General features: G+C 64.7%; 15 protein-coding genes. 3 read left to right on the top strand and 12 right to left on the bottom strand.

What is annotated here, in order from left to right:
• Positions 1 to 12: 12 nt before the first annotated feature.
• Entirely contained in the window at positions 13 to 1143 is a 1131-nt protein-coding gene (locus RSO01_RS05980; protein ID WP_147147174.1) for a tetratricopeptide repeat protein, read from the bottom strand.
• 322 nt (positions 1144 to 1465) lie between these two features.
• Here RSO01_RS05980 and RSO01_RS05975 point away from each other — a divergent pair, with 322 nt between their 5' ends.
• Together RSO01_RS05975 and RSO01_RS05970 are read left to right on the top strand one after the other, a co-directional pair.
• Positions 1466 to 2377, top strand: a complete 912-nt coding sequence (locus RSO01_RS05975) for an ABC transporter permease (RefSeq protein WP_147147173.1) — start codon at positions 1466 to 1468, stop codon at positions 2375 to 2377.
• Positions 2367 to 3143 carry an ABC transporter ATP-binding protein gene (locus RSO01_RS05970; RefSeq protein WP_147147171.1) on the top strand — a complete coding sequence of 259 codons (777 nt, stop codon included), beginning with the start codon at positions 2367 to 2369 and terminating at the stop codon, positions 3141 to 3143. The genes RSO01_RS05975 and RSO01_RS05970 overlap by 11 nt, the downstream gene beginning before the upstream one ends.
• A gap of 30 nt (positions 3144 to 3173) precedes the next feature.
• Here the strand turns inward: RSO01_RS05970 and RSO01_RS05965 are convergent, their stop codons facing one another.
• The 11 genes from RSO01_RS05965 to RSO01_RS05915 are packed head-to-tail and all read right to left on the bottom strand — an operon-like array spanning position 3174 to position 13059.
• The gene (locus RSO01_RS05965; protein ID WP_170302867.1) at positions 3174 to 4208 is read right to left on the bottom strand and encodes an aminoglycoside phosphotransferase family protein; all 1035 of its coding nucleotides are present in this window, start codon (positions 4206 to 4208) and stop codon (positions 3174 to 3176) included.
• Positions 4183 to 4788, bottom strand: a complete 606-nt coding sequence (locus RSO01_RS05960) for an HAD family hydrolase (RefSeq protein ID WP_147147168.1) — start codon at positions 4786 to 4788, stop codon at positions 4183 to 4185. The genes RSO01_RS05965 and RSO01_RS05960 overlap by 26 nt, the downstream gene beginning before the upstream one ends.
• The gene (locus RSO01_RS05955; protein WP_147147166.1) at positions 4785 to 5675 is read right to left on the bottom strand and encodes an SDR family oxidoreductase; all 891 of its coding nucleotides are present in this window, start codon (positions 5673 to 5675) and stop codon (positions 4785 to 4787) included. Before RSO01_RS05955 ends, RSO01_RS05960 begins: the two co-directional genes overlap by 4 nt.
• On the bottom strand, positions 5676 to 6689 hold the full coding sequence (locus RSO01_RS05950) for an NAD-dependent epimerase/dehydratase family protein (RefSeq protein WP_147147164.1): 1014 nt from the start codon (positions 6687 to 6689) through the stop codon (positions 5676 to 5678). It lies immediately after the preceding gene.
• A 51-nt stretch (positions 6690 to 6740) separates the two neighbouring features.
• Positions 6741 to 8264 (bottom strand): PfkB family carbohydrate kinase, encoded by a 1524-nt coding sequence (locus tag RSO01_RS05945; RefSeq protein WP_147147162.1) that lies wholly within the window; start codon positions 8262 to 8264, stop codon positions 6741 to 6743.
• Positions 8265 to 8307: 43 nt separating this feature from the next.
• Positions 8308 to 9300 (bottom strand): SDR family oxidoreductase, encoded by a 993-nt coding sequence (locus RSO01_RS05940; protein ID WP_147147160.1) that lies wholly within the window; start codon positions 9298 to 9300, stop codon positions 8308 to 8310.
• A gap of 55 nt (positions 9301 to 9355) precedes the next feature.
• Positions 9356 to 10021 carry a class I SAM-dependent methyltransferase gene (locus tag RSO01_RS05935; RefSeq protein ID WP_147147158.1) on the bottom strand — a complete coding sequence of 222 codons (666 nt, stop codon included), beginning with the start codon at positions 10019 to 10021 and terminating at the stop codon, positions 9356 to 9358.
• Complete coding sequence (locus tag RSO01_RS05930) at positions 10009 to 10434, bottom strand: LIC12192 family sporadic carbohydrate cluster protein (protein WP_147147156.1); 426 nt, start codon at positions 10432 to 10434, stop codon at positions 10009 to 10011. The genes RSO01_RS05935 and RSO01_RS05930 overlap by 13 nt, the downstream gene beginning before the upstream one ends.
• A complete protein-coding gene (locus tag RSO01_RS05925) occupies positions 10434 to 11243 on the bottom strand; it encodes a sporadic carbohydrate cluster 2OG-Fe(II) oxygenase (protein WP_147147154.1) in 810 nt (269 codons plus the stop codon). Before RSO01_RS05925 ends, RSO01_RS05930 begins: the two co-directional genes overlap by 1 nt.
• Positions 11240 to 12187 (bottom strand): transketolase family protein, encoded by a 948-nt coding sequence (locus tag RSO01_RS05920; protein ID WP_147147152.1) that lies wholly within the window; start codon positions 12185 to 12187, stop codon positions 11240 to 11242. The genes RSO01_RS05925 and RSO01_RS05920 overlap by 4 nt, the downstream gene beginning before the upstream one ends.
• 11 nt (positions 12188 to 12198) lie before the next feature.
• Positions 12199 to 13059: a transketolase gene (locus RSO01_RS05915; protein WP_147147150.1), complete on the bottom strand. Its 861-nt coding sequence runs from the start codon at positions 13057 to 13059 to the stop codon at positions 12199 to 12201.
• A gap of 256 nt (positions 13060 to 13315) precedes the next feature.
• On the opposite strand from RSO01_RS05915, the gene RSO01_RS05910 reads away from it, so the two are divergent.
• On the top strand, positions 13316 to 14632 hold the full coding sequence (locus tag RSO01_RS05910; protein WP_147147148.1) for an acyltransferase family protein: 1317 nt from the start codon (positions 13316 to 13318) through the stop codon (positions 14630 to 14632).
• Positions 14633 to 14635 lie beyond the last annotated feature (3 nt).

Genomic DNA, 14635 nt, shown 5'->3' with positions numbered 1-14635 from the left:
GGTGGTTCGCGGCTAGGCGCCGAGGCGCGCAAGCTCGTTGCTGGCGGCGGCGAACTCGATCAGCGCCGGCGGGCCCTGGTCGACGACTTCGCGCCAGTAGCGGCGCGCCGCCGCGGGATTGCCGTCGACGGCCAGCACACCCATCTGGAAGCGCGCTTCGGCATGGCGCGTGGGCGAGTTGGCGCGGTTGAGCAGCGCTTCCTCGGTCGCCTGGCCGGTGCGGAAAGCGAGCAGCAGCGTGGGCCAGCGATCGTCGGCGGGGAGCGTGACCGATTCGGCCGGCGCGCCGGCAAGCCGCGCGGCCGTCAGCCGGTAGAGCAGCCAATAGGGATTGGCGGGCTCCTTGGCGATGGCCAAGCCGAACTCGTTGAAGGCGGCGCTGTAGTTGGCCATGCGCATCGCCACACAGGCGCGCGCCGCCGAGCTGGTCTGCGGCAGAAGTTCGAACTGGTGGCGCCAGTCCTCGTTGGCTTCGGCCAGCCGGCCGAGCGCCGCGCGCGCGATGCCGCGGGCGTTCAGCGTGTCGCCATCCTTCGGATGGGTGGCCAGCACGCCGTCGAAGATCTCGATCGCTTCCTGATAGCGGCCCAGCGCCGACAGGGCCTCGCCCTTCAGCGCCATCACCTCGGGAAGCTTGGCGTTCACCTTCAGCGCGCGCTCGTAGCTGTCCAGCGCCTCGGCCGCACGGCCGCGGGCCAGGCACGCATTGCCGTGCGCGAGCTGCGGCAGGATCTTGCTGCGGACGTTGGTGCGGACCAGGTCGTACGATTCGGCCTCGAAGGCGAAGTATCCCTGACGGCGGAAGATATAGCGCCGGTCGGCGGCACCCGGCGGCATCTCCGACCACAGGCGGCGCGCCCGCTCGTACTCGCCGTGCGCCTCCTCGCTGCGTCCCATGCCATCGAGGATCTCCGCCCGAGCCATTACGGCGTCGGCGAAATCGGAGTCCAGGGCCAGCGCCCGCTCGAATGCCGCGAGCGCGCCCGCGCTGTCGCCGCCACGCCGCTTGGCCAGGCCGTCGCGGAAATGGGCACGGGCGTCCTGGTCGTCGCCGACCTTGGGGGCGATGTCGACCGCGGTCGGCCGGCGCCACAGGCGCCTGACGGGCGCGATGGCGGCTCGCAATATGCCGATGTCAGCCACTGGCGGCTCTCATTGTATCGTTCGTGGTGGTCAAGATCGGCACTTTCACCGGCGGCCGGTGCTACGGGAGGGGATTCCGAGGCGTCCCGCTAGCCTATACGCCTGGGGAGCGTCAAGACGACGTCGTGACCCGAACATCGGCGGATAACTTGCCATGATTCCACGGCAAATTTTCTCCAGCCGACGGTGACAGGAGGCTCGGGCGAGACATTGTCGAGGCTATCTCGGGCGGGTTCGCTATGCTATGCGACTGCCGCCATGCCCCCCACCCTGACATCGCGTCTTGCGGCCGTCCGCCGTCCGGATTTGTCGTTTTAATTCAATGGTTAACTTGAACAACCGCCAGGAACTGCCCAATGCGCCCGTCATGCACTTTGTGGATGGCAAGGCGGTCGAGCCGCGGGATTACAATTGGCTGGAGCGCATCGGCCGCTTCCTGGTGCGGCCATTCGTCGAGGCTTGGCACCACCGCGACCTGATTGCGGCAATTCTGCGTCGGGAGCTGCGCGAGCGCTTCAGCGGCTCGATGGCCGGCTGGGTGTGGGCGGTGGTGGCGCCGCTGATCTCGCTCGTCACCTACACCCTGGTCTTCGGCGGCTCGGCGACGCTGCCCAACAAAGCCCAGTCCAATTCGTCGATTGACTACGCTCTCTTCATCTTCGGCGGGCTGGTGGCGTTCAACTTCTTCACCGAGATGGCCTACCGGGCGCCCTCGCTGCTCCACGAATACGCCCACTACATCAAGCAGACGATGTTTCCGGCCGAGATGCTGCCGATCATCTCGACGCTCAGGGCGACGACCTATGCGTCGATCGGCCTGGCGCTGATGCTGGCCTGCCAGCTTCTCTTCACCGGCACGCTGCACTGGACCGTGCTGCTGTTGCCTCTGTGGTTCGTCCCTTTCCTGATGTTCCTGATCGGCATCACCTGGCTGCTGTCTGCCCTGGGGGCGTTCACGCGCGACACCGCCTACCTCATGATGACCATCGCCCCGGTGCTGATGTTCGCCACACCGGTGTTCTTCAGCCACGAAACACTCGGGCCCACCTGGTACTTGCTGATGTACGCCAACATCCTGACCGGCTTCATCGAGACCATCCGCGACCTGGTGGTGTTCGGGAGGATTCCCGCCGGCCTGGTCATCGCCTGGACGATGTTCGTATCCCTGTTCTTCTTCTGGTTCGGCTACTGGTTCTTCCAGCGCCAGCAAGATGCGATCGCCGATGTCATCTGACACCGAGGTCGTGATCAGGGCGAAGCACCTCGCCAAGGCCTACAAGCTCTACGACAGTCCGAAGGATTGGGTGAAGCAGCAGCTCGTGGGGTCGGAGAAGAACCCCTATTACAAGTCGTTCTGGGCGCTGAAGGACATCAGCTTCGAGGTCAAGCGCGGCAGGAGCCTCGGCATCATCGGGCGCAACGGCTGCGGCAAGTCCACGCTGCTGCAGATCGTCTGCGGCATGACCAAGCCGACCAAAGGCGAGATCTGGGTCAAGGGCCGGGTCGCGCCGGTGCTGGCGCTCGGCGCCACCTTCGACCTCGAGGCCACGGGCCGCGAGAACGTGCTGATCGGCGGCGCCGTGCTAGGACTGAAGCGCCAGGAGATCCTGCAAAAGTTCGACTCGATCACCGAGTTCGCCGGCATCGGCGCCTTCATGGACCAGCCGCTGAAGCTCTATTCGGCCGGCATGCGCATGCGGCTTGCCTTCGCCATATGCGCCCACATCGACGCCGAGATCCTGATCGTCGACGAGGCGCTGTCGGTGGGCGATCTCGCCTTCCAGAAGAAGTGCGTCGACTGGATCGACAATTTCCGCCGCACCGGCACGCTGCTCTTCGTCAGCCACTCGACCGGCGAGCTGTCGCGCCTGTGCGAGAGCGCGATGTGGATCGACAACGGCCGCGTCCGCGAAGCCGGCAGCGTCGCCGACGTCGCCCGCGCCTACCGCCGCGCGACCTTCGTCGAGAAGGACAACATGAAGCGGTTTTCGGCGGTCTAAGGGAGCGCGGGCGTCTGGCCCGCCTCATGCTCATGAGCGGGCCAGAGGCCCGCGCTCCCAAGAAGTCATTTGCGAGACCAACGCCCGCGCCTTGGCGATCTGCTGGCGGCGGACGTCGTCCCAGGTGCCGTGCGCTGCGTTGCTGTCCAGCCGGTGCTGCCAGCGTTCCGGCAAGAGCTCGCCCAGGATGATGGCGCACCAGCGCAGCCCGTAGAGCGGCATCAGCGCCGGCAGGCGTTCGCTCTCGGCATGCCGGCCGAAATGGCCGAGCAGCGCCTGCTGGTAGAGCGCCTTCTGCCGGTCGCTCAGCCGCATGCCGGGATGCATGACGAAGTTGGCGATGCTGGTGAGCGGATCGTCCCAGCCGAAATACTCGAAATCGAGGAAATGCAGGCGACCGTCGGCGGCCCGGAGCGCGTTGTGCGCCCCCATGTCGGAGGGAATGAGGGTGCGGAACTGCGGCGCGATGTCCTGGGAAAAGTCGAAGCCCAGCCGGCGATAGGCCTCCTGGGCACCGGCCTCGAAGCGGGCCAGCGACGGCTCGAGGACTTCGTCGAAGAACGCGGCAAACTCCGGCACGTCATGCTTGACGGCGGCGAGCCGGGCGTAGCGCCGCTCGATCTGCGACATGATCCGCGGTCCCGACAGGCAGGCCTCGGAGGCCTCGCCGATCGCGCTGCGCGCTTCGGCGTCGATGCCGCGATCGAGGGCGATCTGGAAGGCGGCGAAGTCGGCGACATCGGCGTCGGTGACGGCGTCCACCGCCTCGCCGTCGATCCAGGTCAGCAGGGCGAAGCGCCGCTCGGGCGACACGGCCACCACCTTGGGCGTGCGGCCAATGCCCTTGCGCTCCATGAAGCCGAGCGCATTGACCTCGGCCTCGAGCCGGTTGCGGTTGTCGGCCGCGGGGTATTTCTTCAGCGCATAGCGCGCAGCCTGCGTCTCGACGCGGAAGATCCGGCTGTTGCCGCCACGGCGGATCTCCGAGATCGACCGGATCGGCCCGGCACACAGGGTGCGGGCGACGTCTTGGATATCGTCAGTTGCCGCGGAAGAGCGCGTCACGGACTTCGTCCCAGGAGGCATATTGCTCGAACTCACTCTGCGGCTCGCTGCCGAACAGTATCTTGCGGCAGGTCGCCGGCATCTCGGCATGGCCCAAGACTTCGGCAAGATCGTCGACGAACACGTCGCATTCAAGCGCCCGTATGCGCCTCACCTTCTCGTCGCGCGTACCTTCGAAATAGACGTTGTCGCGGCCGATGCCGAGGCCCGCGGTGTCGAAGAAGCGGTTGCTCTCCATCCAGCGAAGTGCGGCCACGCGCAGGTCGGTCATGTGCGGATCGTGATGCGCCAGCTCGGTCTTGTGGCTGACGATCGCCACCACGTCGGCGCGCGCCCGGCAGGCTTCCAGGAATCTCGCCACGCCGTCGAACAGGATCGCGGCGTCGATCCGCCGGCCATAGACCAGGCCCTGCAGGCTCTCCCAGAGAAAGCCGTCCGGCCGCTCGGCCAGCAGCGCCCGCTTGACCGCGGCCTTGTTGCCCTCGAACGACGACGGCAACAGCCCCTCCTCCTTGGCGACGCGCTGGAACGCCTGATCGTAGGAGATCAGCGTGTTGTCGAGGTCGATGCCTACTCTCATCGCGGGAAGCCCGCGAACAGCGTGTCGAGGATGTCGCGCGCGCTGCGGACCGGCATCGGCAGGGTCCGCGCGATCTTCTCGCAGCGGAGCGTCACATAGCGGTGGCGGTAGATCTGCGGCACCTGGGCCTCGGTCAGCGCCTCGCCCTTCACCAATGACACCGGCAGACCGCGCCTCTCGGCCATCAGCCGGGCGGCGTCGAAATAACCGATCTCGTCGCTGGAACCCAGGTGCCAGACACCGCGATGGCGGCCGGCGGCGAGCCGCCCGGCCGCTTCGGCGACGTCGCCGACCATGACCGGCGACAGCGCCATGTTGGTCGCGGCCTGAACGGGCTGCCCCTTGGCTAGCGCCTCGAACCACCCCTTGAAGACGCCCACCGGACGATCGGCGAGCACCTTGGTCGGGCGCAGGACGGCGGCCGGCAGCCCCTCCCGCTCGATCGCCTCCTCGACGGCGAGCTTCTGGGCACCGTATTCGTTCTTCGGGTTGGTCGACGCGGCCTCATCCGGCATCGGCGTCTCGCCGTCGAACACCTGGCTGCTCGACAGGAACACCAGGTGCGTGCCGCGGTCGGCCAGCCGGCGCATGAGCTCGAGGGTGTTGTCGACATTGACGCGGCGCGAGCGCGCCGGCTCGGCCTGGCAGACCTGCATGCTGGTCACGGCGGCGCAGATGAAGGCTGCGTCGTAGCGGCCGCCCTGCAAAGGCGTGAAGTCGGGATTGCCGAGATCGAGGAAGACGGTGCCGCCGTCCTGCTGGCCAACCGGCCGGCGCGACGTGACGTCGACCGCCGATCCGAGCTTGCGGCAACGCACCTGCAGCGCGGAGCCGACAAGACTGTCGCCTCCGACGACGAGTGCGCGACCGCTTTTGCCCTGCTCCATCTACTGGAGATTTACCTTCTGCATCGTCTTGATGTTGAAGTAGCGCGGATCGTCGAGCGAGTTGGGCAGCCGCCCGTCCTTGAACGCCTTGATCAGGTCGACGACGGCTTCCTCGATCGTGTGGCTGGCCTCGAAGCCCAGCTCGTCCCTGATCTTCTTCGACGACACGTGATAGGAACGCATGTCGTTGGTGTTCTGCACCTTGAGCTTGCAGTCCGGACCGACGTTGCGCTGGACCATCTCGGCGAGTTGCATCACCGAATGGTTCTCGTAGCCGGCATTGTAGACCTTGCCGTTGACCTTCTCGTCCGGCGCCAGCAACAGCAGCATGTAGGCGTCGGCCATGTCCTCGATGTGGATGTTCGGCCGCAGCTGCGCGCCGCCGAACACCGAGACCTCGCCCTTGTGCACGCCGAGGTTGGTCAGGATGTTGACCACGACGTCGAGCCGCTGGCGGGGCGAGTAGCCGCACACCGTGGCCGGGCGGATCGTCACCGTGGTGAAGCCGGGCGCCCGCTCCTGCTCGAGCAGGACCTCGCACTCGGCCTTGAACTTGGAGTAGTCGGTCAGCGGCTCGAGCGAGAGATCCTCGGTCACCTCGACGCCGTCCTTGATGCCGTAGACCGACGAGGACGAGGCGTAGATGAACCGCTTGACCTTGGCGTCCTTCGACGCGCGCACCAGCGGTACGAAGGCGTCGAGGTTGATCGACCGGCCGAGGTCGGGATTGAGCTCGAACGACGGGTCGTTGGAGATGCAGGCGAGATGGATGACGGCGTCGCAGCCCTGCAGCGCCTGCTTGACCACCTCGGTGTCGCGGATGTCGCCTTTGACCTCACGCAGCGCGGCGCCGCGCGAGCCCTTGAGCACGTCCTCGCCGTACATGAAGAGGTCGAGGACGGTCACCTGGTAGCCGGCCGCGATGAGCTTGGGCACGAGCACCGCGCCGACGTATCCCGCGCCGCCGGTGACCAGCACGCGATTGAGATTGGGGTTCTTCTGGTATCGACTCATGGGTCTGCCAATGCCTGGGTTGTGCGCGTGCGAACGGTCTTTTTTAGCCACTCATTTCAGGAGCGTCGACAGGTACTTTAGGATCTCCGGCTTGGTGATCTGGTGGCGCTGGCCGACGATGCGGACCTTCATCGCGCCGACGGCGTTGCCGATGAAAGCCGCGAGATACGGATCGCTGCCGGCGGCCAGCAACGGGCTCGCCAGGGCGAAGAAGGCGTCGCCGGCGCCGATCGTGTCGATGGCCTCGCCGGTCAGCGCCGGGATGCGCTTCACGCCGGCCTGCGGCGAGTAGACGATGCTGCCGAGCTTGCCGTGGGTGATCACGAAGGTGTGGCAGTCGATCTTCTTCTCAAGCTTCTCGCGCACCACCGTCTCGATCGGCGCATAGCGCTCGACCGCGGCCAGTCGCGCCTCGGGCTCGTCGATGCAGATGAAGTCGGCGCGCGGATACTTGGTGATCAGGTTGAAACCGCGATTGGCGCTGTTGGTCTGGGCGTTGACCGCCAGGAACTTCGACTTGCGGCAGACGATGTCGACCAGGCCGTCGTCGATCATGCCGTGGCCGAAATCGTTGACGATGACGGCGTCGTAGTTGGCGATGTTCTTCTCGACCCAGCCGTTCAGCGTCGCCTGCTCGGCCGCGGGCAGCGCCTCGTCGGAGATGTAGGCGACCTCGATCAGCTTCTTCACGTAGGCCGGGTCGACCAGCCGGCTCTTCAGCGTCGTCTGGCCGCCTTCGCGGTAGAACGGCATCAGGCTGACGTTCTGGTGGAGGTTGGCGCGGATCAGATCCTCGTAGCTCTGTGACCTGCCAAGCAAGGTCACGAGATCGACGCCGGCGCACACCTGGCCGACCAGGTTGGCCGTGGCGATGGCGCCGCCGCAGAAGATCTCGCGGCTCTTGTACTTGGTGGCGATGATGTTTTCCTTGGCGGGCTTGCCGAGCGGCTCGACGTAGATGTACTCGTCGAGGATGGTGTCGCCGATCACCAGGCAGCGCTTGTTCTCGACGGCCGCCACTTCCTTCTTCACGTCGTCGACAGTGATGCGCGCGCGCAGGTCCTTGAGGTAGGCCGCGGTCTCCTCGGGATAGAGCGACATCACCCGGTTGGAGAGGTTGGACGAGCTGAAGGTGATGTCCTCGGTGTACAGCACCTCGCCGCCGAACTTCTCGACGGTCAGCCGCTCGGTCTTGATGCGGCCGGTGACGTCGGCTTCCTCGTCGGCGTACTCGGAACCCTTCAGGTAGTAGCTGGGCTTGACGGTCTCGAGCACGTGCTCGGCACCGGGATTGGGCGAGATGCCGACGTAGTCAACACATTCCAGCGCGGCGACCATCTCGGCGCGCAGCTTCTCGGAGAAGACCGGGCGATCGGGCCCCTTGTTGACGAAGCGGTCGGTGGTCAGCGTGACGATCAGCAAATCGCCGTGACGCTTGCCGATATCGAGATGCCGCTTGTGCCCGACATGGAGGATGTCGAACACGCCATGCGCCAGCACCACCTTGCGGCCCTTGGCCCGCGCCGCAGCAGCGATCTCGCCCAGTTCGCCGAGCGTCTTGATCTTATCGAACATCGATGCGCCGTCCCCTGCCAGCTCTCTTACCGAAAACGCGCGCCTATTGGCGGCCGAGATAGGTGAACCAATCCTTGGTCGCCACGGCGATCGAATCCGGCGTCCAGACCGGTGCGTCGCGCCAATAGTCTATGACCTTCAACATGTTCTGCACGCCATCCTCAATCGGCACCTTCGACGTCCAGCCGAGTTCGGCCTTGATCCGGCTCGTATCGGCGAATGTGCAGTCGGGCTCGCCCGGCCGCTTGGGAATATGCACCGTCTCGGGCGCCTTGAGGAGCTTGGCCAGATAGTTGACCGAGACCGGGTTGTCACTGCCCACATTGAGGCACAACCCTACCTTGTTCGATTCGGCGGCACAAATCAGGGCATCGACAGCATCGGACACATAGGTGAAGTCGCGCGTCTGCTCGCCGTCGCCGACGATGGTGAGCGGCTTGCCGGCAAGAAGCTGGGCCAGGAAGACACCGAACACGGCGCCGTAGGTCCCGCTGGTGCGCGCCCGCGGCCCGTAGATGTTGAAGAAGCGCAGCGACAGCGCCGGAAGCCCGTAGACCTGCGCCCAGTGCATCACCTCGCATTCCCCCAGCCACTTGGTGAGCGCATAGGGATATTGCGGGCGGATCTCTGACGTCTCCGGCGTCGGGTAGGAATCGGGAATGCCGTAGCATGACGACGAGGCGACGTAGACGAAGCGCTTGATGTTCGCCGCGCGCGCCGCCTGCAAGGTAACGAAGGTGCCGACGACGTTGGAGCGGAAATAGCCCTCGGGATTGACGATCGAGGGAACGATGTCGGCGAGCGCGGCGAGATGGAACACACGCTCGACGCCCGCCATGGCCTTGGCCATCGCCGCCGGGTCGGCGACGTCGGCCGCCATGACCTCGAGCTTGGGGTTGTCCTTGTGCTGGACGAGGTTGCGCGGCTTGCCGACTTCCATGTTGTCGACCACGCGCACCGAGCGCCCGAGGCTGAGCAGGCGGTCCGTCAGGTGGGAGCCGATGAAGCCGGCGCCGCCGGTCACGAGATCAAGCATCTGGCCTACATTCTTTCGAGGTCTGGTGTTGCGATTGCTAATGCCAAACGGCAGTTCATTCGAAGAAGATGAAGCCCCAGTCGCCCTGGTATCCGCTCTGCTTGTAGATCCACTCCCAGTTCTTGACGTCGTGGAACGATTCGCAGGTGAGCTGCCAATACAGCAGATTCATGCGCTCGCGTTCGTTTCGCCAGGATTCGACCATGATGTACTTCCTGGTCCCCTTGCCTACCCGCTCGATCTCGCGCACCGCATCGTAGAGCTGGCTGATCGGGAAATTGTGCAGGGTTCCCAGCGAGACGACGAAATCGAACGATTTGTCGGCATACGGCAGCGAGACGGCGTTGCCGACCTTGAGGAAGGGCTTCACCTCTTCCTTGGCGTTGGCGATCGCGTAGTCGGAGATGTCGAGGCCCTCGACATGGACGCCCGGCACCGCGCGAGTGAACTCGTGCAGGAGGAAGCCCTTGCCGCAGCCGACATCGAGGATGCGATCGCCGGCCTTCAGGCCATAGTGCTTGGCCATGGCTTCGGCGATGGCGAGCCAGCGGCCATCGTACTTGTAGCCGCCATAGCCGTACTGCCGCTCGCCGTCCCAGTAGTCCTGGCCGTACTTCTTGGCGATCTCCGAGCAGTTGGCCTTGTCGTACTGGACGACCCGGCCGACGTAATCGCGCTTGGTCCGGTTATGGAGGGGACCAATGAAGTCTACGTTAGCCATCGTTCGATCTCTTGATAATTCAGGTTCCTGCAGATGTGCGCCGTGCGCAGCACATTCTCCCAGCGCTCGATATCCGTCTCGTCGGCCAGCACGAATCCTTCCACTGCCGAGTGCAGGCTTCCACCAGCGTCGAGCAGGCACCGGTATATCCGGTCTCGCTCGCTGGCTGCCGCCGGCAGCATGAACATGCTGTAGAGGATCACGCCCTCGAGCGTCGCCAACTCGTCCAGGACCTGCTCCAGGATGAGATAGCAGTTCGGCATGGCGTATTCGGTGGCGCTCAGCAGATAGTGCAGCTTACGGCGCGCGGCATAGTCGCGAATCACCAGGTTCTGGATGTGCTGCGGCACCCGGTGATTGTCGACCGATCGACTGAAGACGTAGCCGCGATATCCCTTTCGGTTAGACTGCATCAGGCAACCGAGGGCAGCCTGTAGCTGGCGCCGATGCTGGTTGCCGGGCGCACCAGGATCGGCTCGAAGAATTCACCGAGCTTCTTGTCGTGATACGGAGAGAACACGCTCTTGAAGCGGCAGTTGGTCGACCACCGGGTCTCCGGTTCCCGATTGACGATATTTCCGTGCATGACGTTCTGTGTGAACAGCAGCACATTGCCGTAAGGAATGTCGAGCCAGCGCAGGTCGGGCTCGATGGCGCGATGCAGTTCCTCGGCGGACTTCAGCTTGAGTTCGCCCATCTTCGCCTGATAGTGGGAATCCTTGTCACGCGGCAGGATGAACATAGTCTTGGTGCCGTAGACATGCACGAACGGCACCCACAGCACGACCTCGTAGGGCGAATCGCCGGCCCAGACGTCGGCGTGCACCGGCAAGAGCGAGCTGTCGTCGTTGGGCAGCTGGATGCTGAGGTTGATGCGAAGCTGCATGGCCAGCTCGTTGCCGACCAGGACCTCGAGGGCGCGCCGCGCCGTGTTGAAATAGGCGAGCCTCGTCCACGCTTCCTCGTTCATCTCGCGGATCACCGCGAGTCGGAGGTCGTTCAGACGCTGGACGTCGACCTTCTCGTGGATGCGATCGAGGAAGGCGCCTTTGTCCTCGGCCGGCGGCAGCTTGAGATAGGAAGCCGCGATATCGGCCAGCAGGTCACGGATGCGGTCGAGATCGGCGCGCGATTCGGCCGGCTGGATGACGTAGCCGTCACGCACGAATGTATCGCTGAGCTTGCGCTCGTCTTCCCGCCAGAAGCTCGGGGAATTGCTCACCGGCGCAGCTCCGCCAGGTGCTTGCGGACCGCAGCGTCGATGCCCTTGGCGTCGAACCGGAAGTCCTCCATCAGCTTCGCCTGGCTGCCGTAGTGCTCGGCGAACTTGTCGGGAATACCCAGCCGCTTCACCGGCGGCAGCGCGCCCGTCAGCCGGTCCGACAGCGTCTCGAGGACGGCGCTGCCCAGGCCGCCGATCACGCTGTGCTCCTCCACAGTGAGGACCAGCTTGGTCTTGCTCGCCGCATCGACGATGGCATCGGCGTCAAGCGGCTTGACGGTGTGGACGTGCAGCTGCCGGCAGCGAATGCCGTCCGCCGCCAGCGAGCCGGCGGCCTTCAGCGCCTGCGTGGTGGCGACACCCGTGCTGATCAGCAGGACGTCCGATGCACCTGTCTCGCTGTCGATCATGTCGATCGCCTTGCCGATGGCGAAGCCGCGCTCGGCCTTGCTGATCACCGGATCTCCGCCCTTGCCGAGGCGGATGTAGATCGGGTGCGGCCAGTCGAGCGTGGCATCCATCAGGCGCGTCATCTCGTCGGCGTCGCACACGGCGGTGACGGTCATGCGCGGCAAAGCGCGCATGATGGCGATGTCCTCGATCGCCTCATGCGTCGGCCCGAGCGGCGCGTAGACATAGCCACCGCCATTGCCGATCAGCCGCACCGGCAGGTCGTGCAGGCAGAGATCGATCGCGACCTGCTCGTAGCAGCGCCGCGTGATGAAGGTGGCGATCGTGTTGACGTAGGGAATGAACCCATCCATCGCCATGCCGGCGGCCATGCCGATGACGTTGGCCTCGGCAATGCCTTCCATGTAGTAGCGCGACGGAAACTCCTTCTTCATCTCGCCGAGCAGGTTGGGCGAGAGATCGGAGCCAATGAACACGACGCGCTCGTCGCGCTTGGCGAGCGTGTGGACCATGTCGAGACTACGCTTGCGCATCGCTCAGCCCCTCAGCTTCCAAGCGCGCTGCGGACGATCTGCAGCTCGGCGGGCTTCAGGTCCGACTTGTGGTGCCAGTCGGGATTGTTCTCGGCGGCGGGAATGCCCTTGCCCTTGACCGTGTGGCAGATGATGGCGCGCGGACGGTCACCGGCGTAGGCCGCGGCCTCGCGGAAGACCTGACGCAGGTCGTCAACGTCGTGGCCGTTGCATTCGAACACGCGGAAGCCGAAGGCCGTCCACTTGTCGGCCAGCGGCTCCATGTTCTGGATCTCGAAGACGCTGCCGGCCGACTGGATCTTGTTGTAGTCGATGATCGCCGTCAGGTTGGACAGGTGGTGCTTGTCGGCGCAGGCGGCGGCCTCCCAGACCGAGCCCTCGTTGATCTCGCCGTCGCCCATCAGCACGTAGACCTTGTTGTCGCGGCCCTGCATGCGGGCGGCGAGCGCCATACCGAGCCCGATCGACAGGCCGTGGCCGAGCGCCCCGGTGCAGGCCTCGACGCCGGGCACCACGGTCTCGGGATGCCCGCCGAGGAAGGAATCGAAATGGCAAAAGCGGTCGAGCTCGCCGAGATCGAAGAAGCCGCGATCGGCCAGCACGGCGTAGAGCGCCAGGCAGCCGTGGCCCTTGCTCAGGATGAAGCGGTCGCGCTCGCGCCACTTCGGATTGGCCGGGTCATGGCGCACGAAATCGTCGTAGAGGACGCGGATGATCTCGACCAGGGAGAGCGCCGGTCCGATATGCCCCCGCCCGCCATTCTCGATGGCGCGAAAGATGAGGCGCCGCAGGTGCCGGCTCCGGTCGTCCAACACGGCCTGCTGAACCAGGTCGAGGTCGGTCGCGTACTTCAACGCAGTCTTATGCTTCATCCAGCCGGTCTACTTTCCAATCGCCAAAACTGCAATTTTCAAATTAGCACGGGTCCCCATGGGTTGGGAGTCGGCTTTTGGCAGCGTCGGCGCCCGGAAACCACGCAATATCAGGCCTCTTGCGCACAGGAGCGCTTCCGCTAATGTCCCGCCGGACTCACTCCAAAGTGACAAAGCGCCCGGGAATGTCCCCCGATAGCATTGCCGTGTCGGTTTCGTCATAATCACCGAAGACACCAGGGAGCCGGTTAAACGCATGCCGAAGTCTGAGATCCCGCAACTCACGGGGCTGCGGTTCCTGGCGGCGTTTTCGATCCTGTTCCTCCACACCGTCGCCTGGTGCATTCCGTTCAACGACACCAGGATACCTTCCGCTATCGGGGGCGCCGTCGGCGTCTTCGGTATGCCGCTGTTCTTCGTCCTGAGCGGCTTCGTCATCCATTACAACTACGGGGCCCTGTTCCATGACCAGACGCTGCGCAGCGCGTCGCGGAACTTCTTCTCGGCGCGATTTGCCCGCCTTTATCCACTTTTCCTGTTCTTCATGGTGTTCGGCTCGGTGTCGGACTTCGTCTCGAACTGGATCAGCTATGCACCCAAGGAATTCGAGGCCTATCTCGTCTACAACCTGACCCTGACCCAGAGCTGGGTCTACGTGTTCGCCATTCACGACCGGCTGGTGCTCAATCACGGCTTTGGACTGGCGTGGTCGATTTCCACGGAGTTCTTCTTCTACGTCGCCTACCCGTTCATGGTCTTCGGCGTCCTGCGCATTCGCCGGGCGCGGACCGGCATCACCGCGTTTGTCCTCTTCTCGGTGGCCTTCATCGTCCTCCTCACCGTGGCGCTGAGCAATTTCGGCTCGATCGAAACGTGGGCCAAGGGTTTCTTGCCCAGAGTCGTGACAGGCCGCCTGGACAACGACGCCTCGTTCTATCGCTGGCTTTTCTACTTCTCGCCCTACGTCCGCATCGGCGAATTCATCGTGGGCTGCCTCGCCGCCCAGCTCTTCATGACCGTGCGCGAGATGCCGATCACGCGGCGCGAGCGCCTGTATGCCGGCCTCGTCTACGCCGTGGCCATTGTGTGGCTGGCCGGTTTCGCCTTTATCTATGGCTACAGCGCCGCCGTACCGGGCGGCCTGGGTGGACCGGGTACCTTCGGCAACGAGCTCGTCAAGATCGTGCATTTCTCGGCGCTGAATTTCGGCCTGGCCATGCCGCTCGCCGTCGTGATGTTCTATACGTCGCGCTACGAGTGCTTTTCCGCGAACTTGCTCGCCCTGCCGGCCATGGTGTGGCTGGGCGAGATCAGCTACTCGCTATACGCCGTCCACACCTGGACCTTGCGTCCTTTGATCCGACCGGCCGTCTCGTGGAACGAGGTCTACGCTGTCGACGCGATCTTGCGTGTGACGATGGGGATCGCCTTCACGATCATCGTATCGGTAGGCACCTACCAGATGATCGAGCAGCCGGCCCGGCGGTACCTGCGCAAGCTGCTCATGAACGGCAAGGGCACGCGGCCCGCCGCGGCCCCCGTGTACGCGCCGAATGAAGTGAAGGGTATCTAGCCC

The organism is Reyranella soli (assembly GCF_007992495.1).
Taxonomy (GTDB): Bacteria; Pseudomonadota; Alphaproteobacteria; order Reyranellales; family Reyranellaceae; genus Reyranella; species Reyranella soli.
The sequence above is the reverse complement of the archived record's forward strand: the minus strand, read 5'-3'. Positions and strand labels throughout refer to the sequence as shown.

What these genes read in the sequence shown, in the direction of transcription:
- RSO01_RS05975 (WP_147147173.1), top strand. Translation starts at nt 1,466, where the DNA reads ATGGTTAACTTGAACAACCGCCAGGAACTGCCCAATGCGCCCGTCATG.
- RSO01_RS05970 (WP_147147171.1), top strand. Translation starts at nt 2,367, where the DNA reads ATGTCATCTGACACCGAGGTCGTGATCAGGGCGAAGCACCTCGCCAAG.
- RSO01_RS05960 (WP_147147168.1), bottom strand. Translation starts at nt 4,788, where the DNA reads ATGAGAGTAGGCATCGACCTCGACAACACGCTGATCTCCTACGATCAG.
- RSO01_RS05955 (WP_147147166.1), bottom strand. Translation starts at nt 5,675, where the DNA reads ATGGAGCAGGGCAAAAGCGGTCGCGCACTCGTCGTCGGAGGCGACAGT.
- RSO01_RS05950 (WP_147147164.1), bottom strand. Translation starts at nt 6,689, where the DNA reads ATGAGTCGATACCAGAAGAACCCCAATCTCAATCGCGTGCTGGTCACC.
- RSO01_RS05945 (WP_147147162.1), bottom strand. Translation starts at nt 8,264, where the DNA reads ATGTTCGATAAGATCAAGACGCTCGGCGAACTGGGCGAGATCGCTGCT.
- RSO01_RS05940 (WP_147147160.1), bottom strand. Translation starts at nt 9,300, where the DNA reads ATGCTTGATCTCGTGACCGGCGGCGCCGGCTTCATCGGCTCCCACCTG.
- RSO01_RS05935 (WP_147147158.1), bottom strand. Translation starts at nt 10,021, where the DNA reads ATGGCTAACGTAGACTTCATTGGTCCCCTCCATAACCGGACCAAGCGC.
- RSO01_RS05930 (WP_147147156.1), bottom strand. Translation starts at nt 10,434, where the DNA reads ATGCAGTCTAACCGAAAGGGATATCGCGGCTACGTCTTCAGTCGATCG.
- RSO01_RS05920 (WP_147147152.1), bottom strand. Translation starts at nt 12,187, where the DNA reads ATGCGCAAGCGTAGTCTCGACATGGTCCACACGCTCGCCAAGCGCGAC.
- RSO01_RS05915 (WP_147147150.1), bottom strand. Translation starts at nt 13,059, where the DNA reads ATGAAGCATAAGACTGCGTTGAAGTACGCGACCGACCTCGACCTGGTT.
- RSO01_RS05910 (WP_147147148.1), top strand. Translation starts at nt 13,316, where the DNA reads ATGCCGAAGTCTGAGATCCCGCAACTCACGGGGCTGCGGTTCCTGGCG.